Below are 14,337 nucleotides of genomic sequence, written 5' to 3'. Positions count from 1 at the left end.
GCGTCATGTCCACCCTCACCGTCCTCCCGCTCCTCGAAGCCGTCCGCGACTACGCCCGCGATCCCGCCCTGCGGCACCTCCTCGACGCCCCCGCGCAGGGGCGCACCTTCCTGCTGCTCCAGCGCGCCGACGACCTCGAGGTCTGGCTGATCGCCTGGGCACCAGGCGCCGAGACCGGCTACCACGACCACGGCACCGCGACCGGGGCCTACACCGTGCTGGAGGGCTCCCTGGTCGAGTACGACGTCGACGGCGGGCTCCAGCTGACCGACTTCGAGGTCGGCGACGCCCGGGCCTATGCCGCCGGGCACGTCCATCGGGTGCGCAATGCCGCCGACACCCCGGCGCTCTCGCTGCACGCCTACTCGCCGCGCCTGGACGCGATGAACCAGTACGAGTACCGCGGCGACCGGCTGCACCTGATCGCCGCCGAGCCCGGCCGGGACTGACCAGCCTCGTCCGACTCAGACCCGCCGGACGTCGCGGATCCGGTGCACCGCGAACGACCGGTCCTCGTCGGTGCGCTGGTCGTAGGCGACCAGCTTCCCCTCGGTCACCCGCTGCGGCACGACGACCCGGTCGGTCAGGGTACCGTGGTTGTCCACATAGGTCAGCACGACCGAGTCGCCGGCATCGATCGCGTCGCGCAGCTCGCCCAGGGCGTCGGCCGGGGTGAGCGGCCCCTCGCGCCGTGGCCGCGCCGAGGCCGCCTCGTCGCCCGCCCGGATCGCGGCGATCACCGCCGGCACCCGGGCGGCCTCCTTGACCTGGGCCACCGCGCCCTTGCGCCGCGCCTGCGGGGTGCGTGCCCGGTGCACGTCGGGCCGAGTGACGTGGATCGTGCCGTCGAGGCCCTCGACCACCGGGGAGGCACCGGCCTCGCGCAGCCGGGGGAGCAGCACGTCGAGCGGGACCGTCGAGATCAGCACCGTCGGAGCGATCTGGCGCAGCCCCAGGCTCTCGGCCATCGGATGGTGGGTGAGCGCCACCAGCGCCTGCTCGTCGTCGGAGCGGAGGAACGCCTCGGCATGACCGACCCGGATCGAGCCGTACGTCCGCGCAGTGTCGTCGACCAGGTAGCTGAGCGGCTGCGGGACCGGCGTACGGGAGACACCGGCCAGGAACGCGTGGATCTCCGCCGCGCTCCAGCCGGCGTCGAGCGCGGCCCGGATGGAGGAGCCCGAGAACCGGTAGACGGTCGCGCCGCCCCGTGACTCGACCGCCCCGACCAGGGCGAGCTGGCGTGCGAGAGCGGGCTCCAGCGGCCCCGGCGCGACCGCGGTCAGGTCGGCCTGGAGTAGCACGTGGTCGACCGGGGCGGGCAGCAGCGCCGCCAGCCGCTCGGTCGCCGCGTCGTGGTCGCCGGCCAACAGACTCCTGCCGTACGACGTGACGCCGTCGAGTCCGGTGAGGCCGAGGAACCCTGCCTCGGCCAGGGTCCAGATCACCTGCTGCGTCCGCTCCCGGGAACGTCGCGGGCGGATCCAGGCCAGGTGGGCGACCAGGGCCGGCGGCCCGGTGGTGGCGGCCAGCACCGAGCCCGGCGCCAGTCCGGCCAGCGCCTCGATCGCCATCTGACGGGTCTCGGTCAGGTCCCGGGAGACCAGGTCGGGGACGAGCGCGTTGACCGGCTTCCCGCCCGCGTCGCGGCTCCCGACCAGCCCCGGCGCCCGGTCGGTGGTCCACCAGGCCCGCGCCAGGGCGATCCAGCGCTCGGCGATCGAGGCGTCCAGCCAGCGGTCGTAGGCGTCGGTCGGCATCCAGGTCGGGTTGCCCTCGGCGTCGGCGGCCGAGGTGGCCAGGCCGGCGGTCACCACGATCTCGGCGACCAGGGCGGCCTCGGACTCCTCGACCTGGAGCCGGGCCGCCAGCGAGCGCAGCTCGCGGACACCGAGCCCGCCGCCACGCAGGCCGGGGGCCGGGTGGGTGCTCCAGGTGTCCAGGAGCAGCTCGGCACGGCGTACGGCCTCGAAGGCGGCACCGGCCGCGGCACGGTCCACCAGGTCGGCGCCGCGCTCGGTGTGCGGCAGCGCGGGCGGCTCGGGCGACGTCGAGGTCGGGAAGGTGCCGGGGGTGAGCACCTCCGAGACGCCCGAGACCACCCGCAGGCCACCGCTGGAGTGCCAGATCAGGGCGCGCTCGGCCAGGGTCGCCAGCGCCGTCGCGACCGCCTCGCCCCGGGCCTCCAGGGAGCCGGGCTCGACCGGCTGGGCGGTCATCACGGCGCCGACCAGGGCCAGCTCGAAGTGGGTCAGCCCGTCCAGTGCCCGGCCGGCGCTGGAGCGCGTCGAGGCCCGGGAGGCGAGGTGAGCGGAGTCCTGCGGGGCGGGGGAGCACAGGTCGCTGCGGGCATGCAGCAGCCGGCCCAGGTGCTCGTCGTCCCAGGTCCTGAACTGGTCGGCGAGCGAGCGGAACCCGTGCGGCGAGGGCGATCGGCTGCTCATCCGTCCAACGGTAGCGACCCCGGATGTGATGGGATGGCCTGGTGACTGATCGGACTCTCACCTATCGGCCTGGATCCTGGCTGGGAATCGTCGGCGAGAACGCCACGGTGCTGCTGCCCGGAACCGAGAAGGCCCGCGCCGGTGCGCTCTGGGCACTGATCGACGACGGCGCCGGTTTCGACACCGTCCTCGACGCCCTCGTAGCCGGCGGCCTGTCCGCCCTGCCTGGCTTCGTCCTGCTGGCCGGCGCCGCCGGCTCCGTACGGGTGCTGGTGCGCGGCGAGGCCGCCGCCACCTTCGAGACCGACCAGGGTCAGCTCCGGGTCGCCGCCGACCCCGGCGCGATGTGGGCCGAGCGCACCGTGGAGGCCCGCGACTTCGCGATCAGCCTGCCGGGGGAGGAGGCCGACGGCCCGCAGCTCGCTGTCACCGACGGTCTGGTCCGGCTGGGCTCCCTGGAGACCCCGGCCACCGCCGCGCCGCTCGCGCCGGTCGTGCAGTTGGCTCCCGTCGCCCCGATCGCCCCGGTGGCGCCGGTCGTCTCCGCCCCGCCGGTGCCGCCCGCGCCGCTGGCCCCGCCGGTGCCCGCCGCCCCGATCCCGGTGCCGGTCCCGCCCGTCGTCGCCGTCCCGCCGGTGGCCCCTGCCGTTCCGGACTTCCTAGACGGCCCGCTGCACGGCCACGACGACGTGGCCGACGCCGCCGACGCCACTGACACTGCTGACCCTGCCGACGAGGACGCTGTTGGACCGGAGGAGCCCGAGGCTCCGTTCGGGACCGCCGTTCCCGAGGAGGTCGCCGAGCCGGTCGCGCCCGTCCAGGAGCCGTCGTACGCCGCTGCGCCCACCGAGCCGCCGGCCGTCGACCTCGACCAGGACGACCTCCCGACCGACATCTTCGCCGCCTACGACCCGGCCGCCGAGGCCCCTGCCGTGACCGAGGCGCCCGCCGCCGGTGCCGGTCTCGACCAGGTCGACGACGCGTTCGGTGCCGACGCCCCGGACGACGACGATGCCGTCACCGACGAGCAGGCGGCGATCGACGCCCCGCTGGCCGGCCCGACGTCGCCGCCGCCGTCGTGGACCCCGGAGCGCCCCGAGCGCCCCGAGGCGGCGGCCCCCGCGGCCCCGCCGGCGCCGCCGAAGGCCCAGCCGGCCCACCTGACGTTCTCCCACGGCGCCGAGATCGACGTCGCCGGGCTGATCGTGATCGGGCGCAACCCCGACGCCGGACGCTTCCCGGCCGACGATCAGCCCTTCGTGGTCACCGTGCCGAGCCCGCACTCGGAGATCTCCTCCACCCACGCCGAGGTCCGCCCCGGCACCGGGGAGGACGCCGGCAAGGCCGTGGTCACCGACCTCGGCTCCACCAACGGCACCCTCGTGGTCCAGCCCGGCCAGCGTCCCGAGGAGCTGCGTGCCGGCGTGCCGGTCGTGCTCGCCAGTGGCGCCCTGATCGACCTGGGCGACGGCCTCACCATCCGGGTCCGCTGACTCGCACCACCGCAGACGCCGAACGGCCGCTCCCCTCACCGGGGGAGCGGCCGTTCGTCATGGCGGCGGGCGTGAAGCCGCCTAGTTGCTGGTCGGCTTCGCGATGTCGGCGAAGATGTCGGGCCGATGCTCGATCTTGAACCGTTTCAGCGGCCAGACCAGGCTGATCACACGGCCCACGACCAGCTTCTCGTCGACGTACGCGTCGTTCGGATCGCAGGTCGTCGGTGAGGTCGCACCGCACAGATGCGCGGAGCTGTCGGCGGAGTTGGACCGGTTGTCGCCCATCACGAAGAGCTTGTCCTTCGGGACGACCGCCTTCCAGCCGGTCTGACACCCGGCCATCGGTCCGTCGCACGACTGTTGTGGGGCGATGAAGCTGTCCTCGTCCAAGGGCGTGCCGTTGACCGAGATCCGGCCCTGCTTGTCGCAGCAGACGATGGTGTCGCCACCGACGCCGATCACGCGCTTCACCAGGTGCCCGCCGCTGGGGTACAGGCCGATCTTCTCCAGCGCCGAGGAGAGGAACCCCTTGGAGCTGTCGTCGGAGGCGGTCAGCCAGTCGCCGGGGTCGTTGAAGACCACGATGTCACCGCGCTGCGGATGACCGAACCAGTACGACGGCTTCTCGACCAGGATCCGGTCGTTGATCTGGAGCCCGGGCTCCATCGAGCCCGACGGGATGTAGAAGGCCTGCACGAAGAAGGTCTTGACCCCGATCGCCAGCACCAGGGCGACGACGAGCAGGATCACCGTCTCGCGGATGACTTTCCACGGGGAGCTGTCTGATGTGGCCACGTGCGGACCCTATCGGCACCCTGGTGAGGACGGGGGATGGTTGGACGAACCGTGTGGCGCGCCGCCGTAGGATCGACGCTGTGAGCAACATGGATCGGCTGGTGGTGGGATTCGATCTCGACATGACGCTGATCGACACCGCACCCGGCTTCGCCGACGTGCTCCGTGCCCTCGGCACCGAGATCGGCGTCGACCTGCCGGCCGAGGAGCTGGTCAAGCGGCTCGGTCCTCCGATCGACCTGATGCTGGCGCCGTACGTCGAGGCCGCCGACATGGACCGCGTCACCGACCGGTTCCGGGCGCTCTACCCGACCCACGCGATCACCAGCGTGCCGGCACTGCCCGGCGCCTACGACGCGATGGCGGCGGTACGGGACCGCGGCGGCCGGGTGATCATCGCGACCGGCAAGTACCAGCCCAACGCCCAGCTTCACGTCGACCACCTCGGCTTCGACATCGACCACCTCCAGGGCTGGGTCTGGGGTGCGGGCAAGGCCGACGTGCTGCGGGCCCAGGGGGCCAGCGTCTACGTCGGTGACCACGTCCACGACGTGGAGGGAGCACTGGCCGCCCAGGCCACCAGCGTCAGCGTCCTGACCGGCGGCTGCACCCGCGCCGAGCTGCTCGATGCCGGCACCGACGTGGTGCTCGACTCGCTCGTGGAGTTCCCCGACTGGCTGGCCGACCACCTGCGCTGAGCCTGTCATGGGGCTGTCAGGCCCCTGGGCTAGGCTCTGTCGTTCCGGCGACGAGCCGGGGCATGTCCGAGCGCGTACGCCGCGCACCAGCAAGTACAAGAAGAGGTCGTCCGGTGCCCACTGGCAAGGTGAAGTGGTTCGACGCTGAGAAGGGGTTCGGGTTCCTGTCCCAGGAGGGCGGCGAGGACGTCTACGTCCACGCCGACGCGCTCCCCGCGGGGGTCGCCAAGACCCTCAAGCCGGGCACCCGGGTCGAGTTCGGCATCGCTCAGGGACGTCGCGGTGAGCAGGCCCTCCAGGTCCGCATCCTCGACGCCCCGGCCTCGGTCTCCCGCAACGTCGCCGCCGCCAAGCGCCGCAAGCCCGAGGAGATGGAGCTGATCGTGGAGAACGTGATCACGCTCCTGGAGGACATCCGCGAGGGCTACCGCCACGGCCGTGGCCCGACCCGCGACCTGGGCAAGAAGGTCAGCCCCGCCCTGCGGGCGCTGGCCGACGAGTTCGAGCTCTGAGCCTGGAGGCTGAGCCTCACTCGCCGATCGGCAGATCGGCCTTGAGTCGGCGGGCACCGGGGCGACTGGCGAGGGTGAAGAAGACCCAGACCGCCAGCGCCACGGTGGCCGCCGTCAGGCCCACCTGAGCGTTGAGCGGCACCAGGATCCCGACGAAGCCGCCCGCCACCCAGGCGGTCTGCAGGGCGGTGTCGGAGATGCCGAAGGCAGCGGTCTGCACCGAGCCGGGCACGAAGCGCTGGATCGAGGAGTCCAGTGAGAACTTCGCCAGCGACGCGCCCAGGCCGGTCATCAGGCCGAGCACGGCCAGCATCGGCACCGAGTAGAAGAACAGCGTCAGCGCCGTCACGATGACGTCGGCCAGCATCACCGCCGAGACCGTCACCACCGGCGGGATCTGCTTGAGCAGGGAGGCCGCGGTGACGCCGAGGAAGTTCCCGGTCCCGGCGGCCCCGGCGACCAGGCCGATCAGCAGGGTCGAGCTCCAGCCGCCGATCGGGTGCTCCTGGAGCAGGAACGCGAAGAACATCAGCAGGAAGCCGTAGAGGAACTTCGGCGCGCAGTTGGCCCGCATCGCGTAGAACACGGCGGCCGGCAGCTGCATCCGGATGGTGCCGTTGCGGGGCTTCGTGCCGTCCTTGCGGAACGTGATGGTGCCCTCGCCGTGGTTGGAGTCGACCCCGCCGGGCAGGCGGATCGAGAGCACGGTGGCGCCGATGAAGAGCACGAACGCCCAGCGCAGCACCCACTGCGGCCCCGCCAGTGAGGCGAGTCCGGCGATCGGGGCCGAGACGCAGACCCCGACGATCCCCGCCATCGCGACCCGCGCATTGGCCTTGACCAGGGTGATCCCCTCGGGGACCAGTCGCGGCACCGCAGCGGCCTTGGTGACGCCGTACGCCTTGGAGGCGACCAGGATGCCCAGCGCCGCGGGGAACATCGCCGCGGTCTGATGCACCAGCGCGCCGGCCAGGATCCAGCACAGGAACGCCCGGATCGCCATCGTGGCGCCGATCGCCCAGCGCCGGCCGTGCGCGACCCGGTCCAGGAACGGCCCGAGCAGTGGGGCGACCACGGCGAACGGCAGCATGGTGAGGCCGAGGAAGAGCGCCACCGACTCCCGCGACGACGAGCCGCCTGAGCCGGGCATCTGGAAGAACAGCGAGCCGGCCAGCGAGATCGCCACCGCCGCGTCGGCGGCGGTGTTGAAGGCGTGCATCTCGATCAGCCGGGACAGCCCCGACGCCTCGGCGCCCTGGGCGGAGGCGGCCCGCCGGGCCTGGAGGAACGCGAACCGGGAGAAGCGACCGACACCTCGGGCGGCAGCGGCGGTGCCGCGCGCGACCGAGCCGGCGACCCGCGCCGCGGGCTGGCCGTCGATCCCGTCGTGCTCGCCGTGCCCGGGACCGCTTGCGTTGTCGCTCACCCCCCTATCTTTGCAACACATCGGGGCCCGACCTGACAGCACGCTGCCCGATCAGCGATGATGACCTCATGTCTGAGACCCCCCTTGCTACCGACGCGCCCGCCCAGCACGTGGACGCGGCTCGGTCGGCCCTGGCCGCCGAGGTCGGGGTGGGCGAGTGGCTCGGCTACTCCGCCGAAGGGGGCGTCGAGGCCGCTCCCGTGGCGACGCACTACTTCGCCGCGACGAAGCCGGGGTACGTCGGCTGGCACTGGGCCGTGACCCTGGTCGTGCTCGACGAGGCGGCGCCGACGATCGACGAGGTCGTGCTGCTTCCCGGTCTGGACGCGATCATCGCGCCCGAGTGGGTGCCCTACCGTGACCGGATCCAGCCCGGTGACCTCTCGCCCGGCGACCTGCTGCCCGTGGCCGACGACGACCCCCGCCTGGTGCCGACGTACGCCTTCGGTGACGACCCGCTTGACGCCGACGCCAAGTCCCAGATCCGCCAGGTGGCGACCGACCTCGGCCTCGGCCGGGTCCGCACCCTCGGTGTCGAGGGTCTGGACCAGACCGTGCAGCGCTGGTGGAACGGCACCGGGGGCCCGGCCACCCCGCTGGCCCAGTCGGCTCCGCACCCGTGCAGCAGTTGCGGCTTCCTGGTCCGGCTGGCGGGCTCGCTGTCGGCCAGCTTCGGCGTGTGCGCGAACCGCGACGCCAACGACGATGGCCGGGTGGTCGCCTTCGCCCACGGCTGCGGTGCGCACTCCGAGGTCCGGCTGGCGCGCAAGCACGAGCCCGTCCCGGTCGCCGAGCCCGTCGTCGACGACCTGACCCTCGACCTGCTCGAGTCCTTCTGATGCGTGGCCGGCCACTGGACGGGGTGCGCTTCTTCGGCGTCGGCTCCGTGGTGGCGGCCGTGCTGTTCATCGGGATGCTGCCCTTCGCCGGCCGACTGGCCGACGCGGGCCGGCAGTGGTGGCTGTGGGCGAGCCTGGCCGGGGTCGGCATCGGCCTGATCGGCTGGGAGTGCTGCCGCCGGTTCGCCTCGGGCGAGAAGTCCATCGAGAACCTTTGAACTTCTCGGCTCGGCCGGAATAACCACCGCGATCGCGGTGTTCTGCCTCACTGGTGAGTCCGACTTTCAGAGCCCTGCGCAATCCGAACTACCGCCTGTACCTGGCGGGGTCGATCGTCTCCAATACCGGGACCTGGATGATGCGGGTGGCCCAGGACTGGCTGGTCCTGATGCCGCTGCACGGCGGCGGCCAGGCGGTCGGGATCACCACCGGCCTGCAGTTCCTGCCGGTGCTGCTGCTCACGCCGTTCGCCGGCGTGGTCTCCGACCGCTACTCCAAGCGGACCCTGCTGCAGTTCACCCAGGCGTTCATGGGTGTCTTCTCCCTGATCTCGGCCGTCGCCGCGATCACGGGTCACTCCTCGCTCGCCCTGGTCTACGTCTGCGCCTTCGGCCTGGGTGTCGGAGCGGCGTTCGACGCGCCGGCCCGACAGACCTTCGTCTCGGAGATGGTCGACCGTGACGACCTGACCAACGCGGTCGGCCTCAACTCGGCCTCGTTCAACGCCGCCCGGCTGCTCGGTCCGTCCCTGGCCGGTCTGCTGATCGCGGCCTGGGGGAGCGGCCAGGCCGCCACCGGCTGGGTCTTCGCGATCAACGCCGTCTCCTACCTCGCCGTCATCATCCAGCTGCGCCGGATGGACCAGCGCCTGCTGCACACCCCGAAGCCACGGGTGCTGGGCAAGGGCGCGTTGCTGGACGCGGTCCGCTACGTCGGCGGGCAGCCGAAGATGGTCTTCGTCCTGATCCTGGTCTTCTTCGCCGGCACCTTCGGGATGAACTTCCAGATCACCAGCGCCCTGATGGCGACCGAGGTCTTCGGCAAGGGCGCGGGGGAGTACGGCATCCTCGGCTCGACCCTCGCGATCGGCTCCCTGGCCGGTGCCCTGATGGCGGCGCGCCGCACCCGGATCCGGCTGCGGCTGCTCGCCGTGGCGGCCGTCGGGTTCGCCGTCGCCTGCGTCATCGCCGGCTCGCTGCCGACGTACTGGCTCTTCGCCTGCTTCTCCCCGGTGATCGGGTTCTGCACCCTGACCCTGCTCAACAGCGCCAACGGCACCATGCAGCTGGAGGCAGAGCCGGCGCTGCGCGGACGCGTGATGGCCCTGTACATGACCGTCGTCCAGGGAGGTACGCCGATCGGCGCGCCGATCATCGGCTGGATCGGTGCCGAGTACGGCGCCCGCTGGACGTTGTGGCTGGGCGGAGCGCTGACCGGGCTGGGGGCCCTCCTCGCGATCGTGCTCTACGCCCGCGCGCGAGCCGGCTCCATAGCAGGTCTCCGCGAGGTTTTGACCCCCTCACCGGCCCGCAGGTAGCCTCAGTGTTCGTGTCTGGGACGACCAGGCCATCCCTCATGTCCGTACGACGCCGCTCTCTCTAGGCGTTGCACCGCGCGAGCATGGGGTACCTCCGGGACATGGTGTCGCGGAGAGAGAGCATGACAGGAAGGGAACCACCCGGTGCCCACTATTCAGCAGCTGGTCCGCAAGGGCCGCCAGGACAAGGCGTCCAAGACCAAGACGCCTGCCCTGAAGGGGTCCCCGCAGCGCCGTGGCGTCTGCACCCGCGTCTACACCACCACGCCGAAGAAGCCGAACTCCGCCCTGCGTAAGGTCGCCCGTGTGCGCCTGAGCTCCGGCGTCGAGGTCACCGCTTACATCCCCGGCGTTGGTCACAACCTTCAGGAGCACTCCATCGTGCTCGTCCGCGGCGGTCGTGTGAAGGACCTCCCCGGTGTTCGTTACAAGATCATTCGCGGCACGCTTGACACCCAGGGTGTGAAGAACCGCAAGCAGGCCCGTTCGCGCTACGGCGCGAAGAAGGAGAAGTGACATGCCTCGCAAGGGTCCCGCTCCTAAGCGTCCGATCGACGTCGACCCGGTCTACGGTTCGCAGCTCGTCACGCAGCTCGTCTCCAAGGTCCTGAAGGACGGCAAGAAGCAGGTTGCTCAGCGCATCGTGTACGCCGCGCTCGAGGGCTGCAAGGAGAAGACCGGCACTGACCCGGTCCTGACGCTCAAGCGCGCCATGGACAACGTCAAGCCGGCCATCGAGGTCAAGTCCCGCCGTGTCGGTGGCGCGACCTACCAGGTCCCGATCGAGGTCAAGGGCACGCGTGGCACCACGCTCGCGCTGCGCTGGCTCGTCGGCTACGCCGCCGACCGTCGTGAGAAGACGATGGCCGAGCGTCTGATGAACGAGATCCTCGACGCGAGCAACGGCCTGGGTGCCGCTGTGAAGAAGCGCGAGGACACTCACAAGATGGCCGAGTCCAACAAGGCCTTCGCTCACTACCGCTGGTGACTTCCTGAGTACGCCGGCCGGCGCAATCCGCTGGCCGGCGTACTCGCCACCAGACCACACTTCTCCCAGTCCTAAGGAACTTAAAGACAGTGGCTGTCGACATCACCACGGACCTCAAGACGGTCCGCAACATCGGCATCATGGCGCACATCGATGCCGGTAAGACCACCACCACCGAGCGCATCCTGTTCTACACCGGTATCTCCTACAAGATCGGTGAGGTCCACGAGGGTGCGGCCACCATGGACTGGATGGAGCAGGAGCAGGAGCGCGGCATCACGATCACGTCGGCCGCGACGACCTGCTGGTGGAAGAAGCACCAGATCAACATCATCGACACCCCCGGGCACGTCGACTTCACCGTCGAGGTCGAGCGTTCGCTCCGTGTCCTCGACGGCGCCGTCGCCGTCTTCGACGGTGTCGCCGGTGTGGAGCCCCAGTCGATGACCGTGTGGCGCCAGGCCAACAAGTACGGCGTCCCGCGGATGTGCTTCATCAACAAGCTCGACCGCACCGGTGCCGACTTCTACCGCGTGCTCGGCACCATCATCAGCAAGCTCAACGCGACCCCGCTCGTGCTTCAGCTCCCGATCGGCGCCGAGGGTGACTTCATCGGCATCGTCGACCTGGTCGAGATGAACGCCAAGGTGTGGCGCGGCGAGACCAAGACCGGCGAGGACTACGTCGTCGAGGAGATCCCCGCCGACATGGCCGACAAGGCCGCCGAGTGGCGCGAGAAGCTCGTCGAGACCCTCTCCGAGGCCGACGACGCGACGATGGAGACCTACCTCGAGGAGGGCGACGTCTTCGACGTTCCCACCCTCAAGGCTGCGATCCGCCGCGCGACCCTCGCGGGCGACCTCAACCCGATCCTCACCGGCACCGCGTTCAAGAACAAGGGCATCCAGCCCCTGCTCGACGCCGTCGTCGACTACCTGCCCTCGCCGATGGACATCGACTCCATCGTCGGCCACAAGCCGAACCACGAGGACGTCGAGATCACCCGCCAGCCCTCCGACGAGGAGCCCCTCGCCGCGCTCGCGTTCAAGATCGCGACCGACCCGCACCTGGGCAAGCTGATCTACGTCCGCGTGTACTCCGGCAAGCTGGAGGCCGGCTCGACCGTGCTCAACGCGACCAACGGTCGCAAGGAGCGCATCGGCAAGGTCTACCAGATGCACGCCAACAAGCGTGAGGAGATCGCGTCGGTCGGCGCCGGCCAGATCGTGGCCGTCATGGGTCTGAAGGACACCAAGACCGGTCACACCCTGTCCGACCCGTCGGCTCCGGTCGTGCTCGAGTCGATGACGTTCCCGGCCCCGGTGATCGAGGTCGCCATCGAGCCGAAGACGAAGTCCGACCAGGAGAAGCTCGGCGTCGCGATCCAGCGTCTGTCCGAGGAGGACCCGACCTTCGTCGTCAAGACCGACGAGGAGACCGGCCAGACCATCATCGCCGGTATGGGCGAGCTCCACCTGGAGATCCTCGTCGACCGGATGAAGCGCGAGTTCCGCGTCGAGGCCACCGTCGGCAAGCCGCAGGTCGCCTACCGCGAGACCATCCGCCAGAAGGTCGCGAACCACAGCTACACCCACAAGAAGCAGACCGGTGGTTCGGGTCAGTTCGCCAAGGTCGTCATCTCGGTCGAGCCGAACCTCGACCCCGAGACCGGTCTGGGCGCTGGCTACGAGTTCGTGAACGCCGTCACCGGTGGTCGCGTTCCGCGTGAGTACATCCCGTCCGTCGACAACGGCGGCCAGGAGGCCATGCAGTTCGGTGTCCTCGCCGGCTACCCGATGGTCGACGTGAAGTTCACCCTCGAGGACGGCGCGTACCACGACGTCGACTCGTCCGAGCTCGCGTTCAAGATCGCCGGCAACCAGGCCTTCAAGGAGGCCGCCCGCCAGGCCAAGCCGGTCCTGCTGGAGCCGATGTTCGCCGTTGAGGTCACGACCCCCGAGGACTACCTCGGCACCGTGATCGGCGACATCAACTCCCGCCGTGGCCAGATCCGGGCACAGGAGGAGAACCACGGCGACCTCGTCGTCTCCGCCCTTGTGCCGCTTTCCGAGATGTTCGGGTACGTTGGCGACCTGAGGTCCAAGACCTCCGGCCAGGCTTCGTACTCGATGGAGTTTGACTCGTACGCCGAGGTTCCCACGAACGTCGCCGACGAGATCATCAAGAAGGCTCGCGGCGAGTAATCTCGCCCCGGGGATTTGTCCCTGGGAGCCTGCGGCATCACCCTTTAGTACGAGTCAAGTAAGAAACCCACACAGGAGGAGCCCACAGTGGCTAAGGCGAAGTTCGAGCGGACCAAGCCGCACGTCAACATCGGCACCATCGGTCACATCGACCACGGTAAGACGACGCTGACCGCGGCTATCACCAAGGTTCTGCACGACGCTTACCCGGAGATCAACCCCTTCACGCCTTTCGACGAGATCGACAAGGCTCCGGAGGAGCGTCAGCGCGGCATCACGATCTCGATCGCGCACGTCGAGTACCAGACCGAGGGTCGTCACTACGCCCACGTTGACTGCCCCGGTCACGCGGACTACATCAAGAACATGATCACCGGTGCGGCCCAGATGGACGGTGCGATCCTCGTCGTCGCCGCCACCGACGGCCCGATGCCCCAGACGCGTGAGCACGTGCTGCTCGCTCGCCAGGTTGGCGTGCCGGCCCTGGTCGTTGCTCTGAACAAGTGCGACATGGTCGACGACGACGAGCTCATCGAGCTCGTCGAGATGGAGGTGCGCGAGCTCCTCAACGAGTACGAGTTCCCCGGCGACGACATTCCGGTCGTCCGCGTTGCCGCCTTCCCGGCCCTCCAGGGTGACGAGAAGTGGGGCAAGTCGGTCCTCGAGCTCATGCAGGCCGTCGACGACTACATCCCGACCCCGGCTCGTGACACCGACAAGCCGTTCCTGATGCCCGTTGAGGACGTCTTCACGATCACCGGTCGTGGCACCGTCATCACCGGTCGTATCGAGCGCGGCATCGTCAAGGTCGGCGAAGAGGTCGAGATCGTCGGCATCCGCGAGACCTCGCAGAAGTCGACCGTCACCGGCGTCGAGATGTTCCGCAAGCTGCTCGACGAGGGCCAGGCTGGCGAGAACGTCGGTCTGCTCCTCCGTGGCACGAAGCGCGAGGACGTTGAGCGCGGCATGGTCGTGATCAAGCCCGGCACGACGACCCCGCACACCAACTTCGAGGCTTCGGTCTACATCCTCTCGAAGGAGGAGGGCGGCCGTCACACGCCGTTCTTCAACAACTACCGTCCGCAGTTCTACTTCCGTACGACTGACGTGACCGGCGTTGTGACCCTTCCCGAGGGCACCGAGATGGTCATGCCTGGCGACAACACTGAGATGGCCGTCGAGCTCATCCAGCCCATCGCCATGGACGAGGGTCTGCGCTTCGCCATCCGTGAGGGTGGCCGCACGGTCGGCGCTGGTCGCGTCACCAAGATCACGAAGTGAGCGTGAGCACGGCGAGCTTGCTCGTCCGTGCGAGCCGATCGAGTGATCTCTTCGATCACCAAGTGATTCACGCGGCGTGAGCCGCACCTGATTCACTCAGAACGCCCCGAGCCTCGG

14 protein-coding genes are annotated in these 14,337 nt (G+C 70.0%); 11 read left to right on the top strand and 3 right to left on the bottom strand.

Features of this window, described 5'->3' with window-relative positions:
- Window positions 1–5: 5 nt before the first annotated feature.
- A complete protein-coding gene (locus tag Q1V88_RS02255) occupies window positions 6–449 on the top strand; it encodes a cysteine dioxygenase family protein (RefSeq protein WP_300677325.1) in 444 nt (147 codons plus the stop codon).
- 15 nt (window positions 450–464) lie between these two features.
- On the opposite strand, the gene Q1V88_RS02250 is transcribed toward Q1V88_RS02255, so the two are convergent.
- Complete coding sequence (locus Q1V88_RS02250) at window positions 465–2,444, bottom strand: helicase-associated domain-containing protein (RefSeq protein ID WP_300677323.1); 1,980 nt, start codon at window positions 2,442–2,444, stop codon at window positions 465–467.
- A 41-nt stretch (window positions 2,445–2,485) separates the two neighbouring features.
- Here Q1V88_RS02250 and Q1V88_RS02245 point away from each other — a divergent pair, with 41 nt between their 5' ends.
- Complete coding sequence (locus tag Q1V88_RS02245) at window positions 2,486–3,937, top strand: FHA domain-containing protein (protein WP_300677321.1); 1,452 nt, start codon at window positions 2,486–2,488, stop codon at window positions 3,935–3,937.
- Window positions 3,938–4,018: 81 nt separating this feature from the next.
- Here Q1V88_RS02245 and lepB read toward each other — a convergent pair whose 3' ends face one another.
- Entirely contained in the window at window positions 4,019–4,735 is a 717-nt protein-coding gene (gene lepB, locus Q1V88_RS02240) for a signal peptidase I (RefSeq protein ID WP_300677319.1), read from the bottom strand.
- A gap of 89 nt (window positions 4,736–4,824) precedes the next feature.
- Here lepB and Q1V88_RS02235 point away from each other — a divergent pair, with 89 nt between their 5' ends.
- Both Q1V88_RS02235 and Q1V88_RS02230 read left to right on the top strand, forming a co-directional pair.
- Complete coding sequence (locus Q1V88_RS02235; protein ID WP_300677377.1) at window positions 4,825–5,433, top strand: HAD family hydrolase; 609 nt, start codon at window positions 4,825–4,827, stop codon at window positions 5,431–5,433.
- Between the two features lie 113 nt (window positions 5,434–5,546).
- A complete protein-coding gene (locus Q1V88_RS02230; RefSeq protein ID WP_300677317.1) occupies window positions 5,547–5,945 on the top strand; it encodes a cold-shock protein in 399 nt (132 codons plus the stop codon).
- A gap of 16 nt (window positions 5,946–5,961) precedes the next feature.
- Here the strand turns inward: Q1V88_RS02230 and Q1V88_RS02225 are convergent, their stop codons facing one another.
- Entirely contained in the window at window positions 5,962–7,371 is a 1,410-nt protein-coding gene (locus tag Q1V88_RS02225) for an MFS transporter (RefSeq protein ID WP_300677315.1), read from the bottom strand.
- A 68-nt stretch (window positions 7,372–7,439) separates the two neighbouring features.
- Between Q1V88_RS02225 and Q1V88_RS02220 the strand changes: the two genes are divergently transcribed.
- The 7 genes from Q1V88_RS02220 to tuf all read left to right on the top strand — a co-directional run bounded on the left by Q1V88_RS02220 (window position 7,440) and on the right by tuf (window position 14,220).
- Window positions 7,440–8,210, top strand: a complete 771-nt coding sequence (locus Q1V88_RS02220) for a DUF3027 domain-containing protein (RefSeq protein ID WP_300677312.1) — start codon at window positions 7,440–7,442, stop codon at window positions 8,208–8,210.
- Window positions 8,210–8,428, top strand: coding sequence for a DUF2530 domain-containing protein (locus Q1V88_RS02215; RefSeq protein WP_300677310.1), 219 nt, complete (start codon window positions 8,210–8,212; stop codon window positions 8,426–8,428). Before Q1V88_RS02220 ends, Q1V88_RS02215 begins: the two co-directional genes overlap by 1 nt.
- 53 nt (window positions 8,429–8,481) lie before the next feature.
- Window positions 8,482–9,747 (top strand): MFS transporter, encoded by a 1,266-nt coding sequence (locus Q1V88_RS02210; protein ID WP_300677308.1) that lies wholly within the window; start codon window positions 8,482–8,484, stop codon window positions 9,745–9,747.
- 144 nt (window positions 9,748–9,891) lie between these two features.
- Window positions 9,892–10,263, top strand: coding sequence for a 30S ribosomal protein S12 (gene rpsL, locus Q1V88_RS02205; protein WP_280610197.1), 372 nt, complete (start codon window positions 9,892–9,894; stop codon window positions 10,261–10,263).
- 1 nt (window position 10,264) lies between these two features.
- Window positions 10,265–10,735 (top strand): 30S ribosomal protein S7, encoded by a 471-nt coding sequence (rpsG, locus tag Q1V88_RS02200; RefSeq protein ID WP_300677300.1) that lies wholly within the window; start codon window positions 10,265–10,267, stop codon window positions 10,733–10,735.
- A gap of 89 nt (window positions 10,736–10,824) precedes the next feature.
- Window positions 10,825–12,939 (top strand): elongation factor G, encoded by a 2,115-nt coding sequence (gene fusA, locus Q1V88_RS02195; protein ID WP_300677298.1) that lies wholly within the window; start codon window positions 10,825–10,827, stop codon window positions 12,937–12,939.
- A gap of 87 nt (window positions 12,940–13,026) precedes the next feature.
- The gene (gene tuf, locus Q1V88_RS02190; RefSeq protein WP_300677296.1) at window positions 13,027–14,220 is read left to right on the top strand and encodes an elongation factor Tu; all 1,194 of its coding nucleotides are present in this window, start codon (window positions 13,027–13,029) and stop codon (window positions 14,218–14,220) included.
- Window positions 14,221–14,337 lie beyond the last annotated feature (117 nt).

The organism is Nocardioides sp., from assembly GCF_030150155.1.
Lineage (GTDB): Bacteria > Actinomycetota > Actinomycetes > Propionibacteriales > Nocardioidaceae > Nocardioides.
Note: the sequence above shows the minus strand (reverse complement) of the source record. Positions and strands in the feature narration are given on the sequence as shown.

Excerpts from the sequence above, each read along its gene's own strand:
- Q1V88_RS02255 (WP_300677325.1), top strand. The coding sequence starts at position 6 with ATGTCCACCCTCACCGTCCTCCCGCTCCTCGAAGCCGTCCGCGACTAC.
- Q1V88_RS02250 (WP_300677323.1), bottom strand. The coding sequence starts at position 2,444 with ATGAGCAGCCGATCGCCCTCGCCGCACGGGTTCCGCTCGCTCGCCGAC.
- Q1V88_RS02235 (WP_300677377.1), top strand. The coding sequence starts at position 4,825 with ATGGATCGGCTGGTGGTGGGATTCGATCTCGACATGACGCTGATCGAC.
- Q1V88_RS02220 (WP_300677312.1), top strand. The coding sequence starts at position 7,440 with ATGTCTGAGACCCCCCTTGCTACCGACGCGCCCGCCCAGCACGTGGAC.
- Q1V88_RS02215 (WP_300677310.1), top strand. The coding sequence starts at position 8,210 with ATGCGTGGCCGGCCACTGGACGGGGTGCGCTTCTTCGGCGTCGGCTCC.
- rpsG (WP_300677300.1), top strand. The coding sequence starts at position 10,265 with ATGCCTCGCAAGGGTCCCGCTCCTAAGCGTCCGATCGACGTCGACCCG.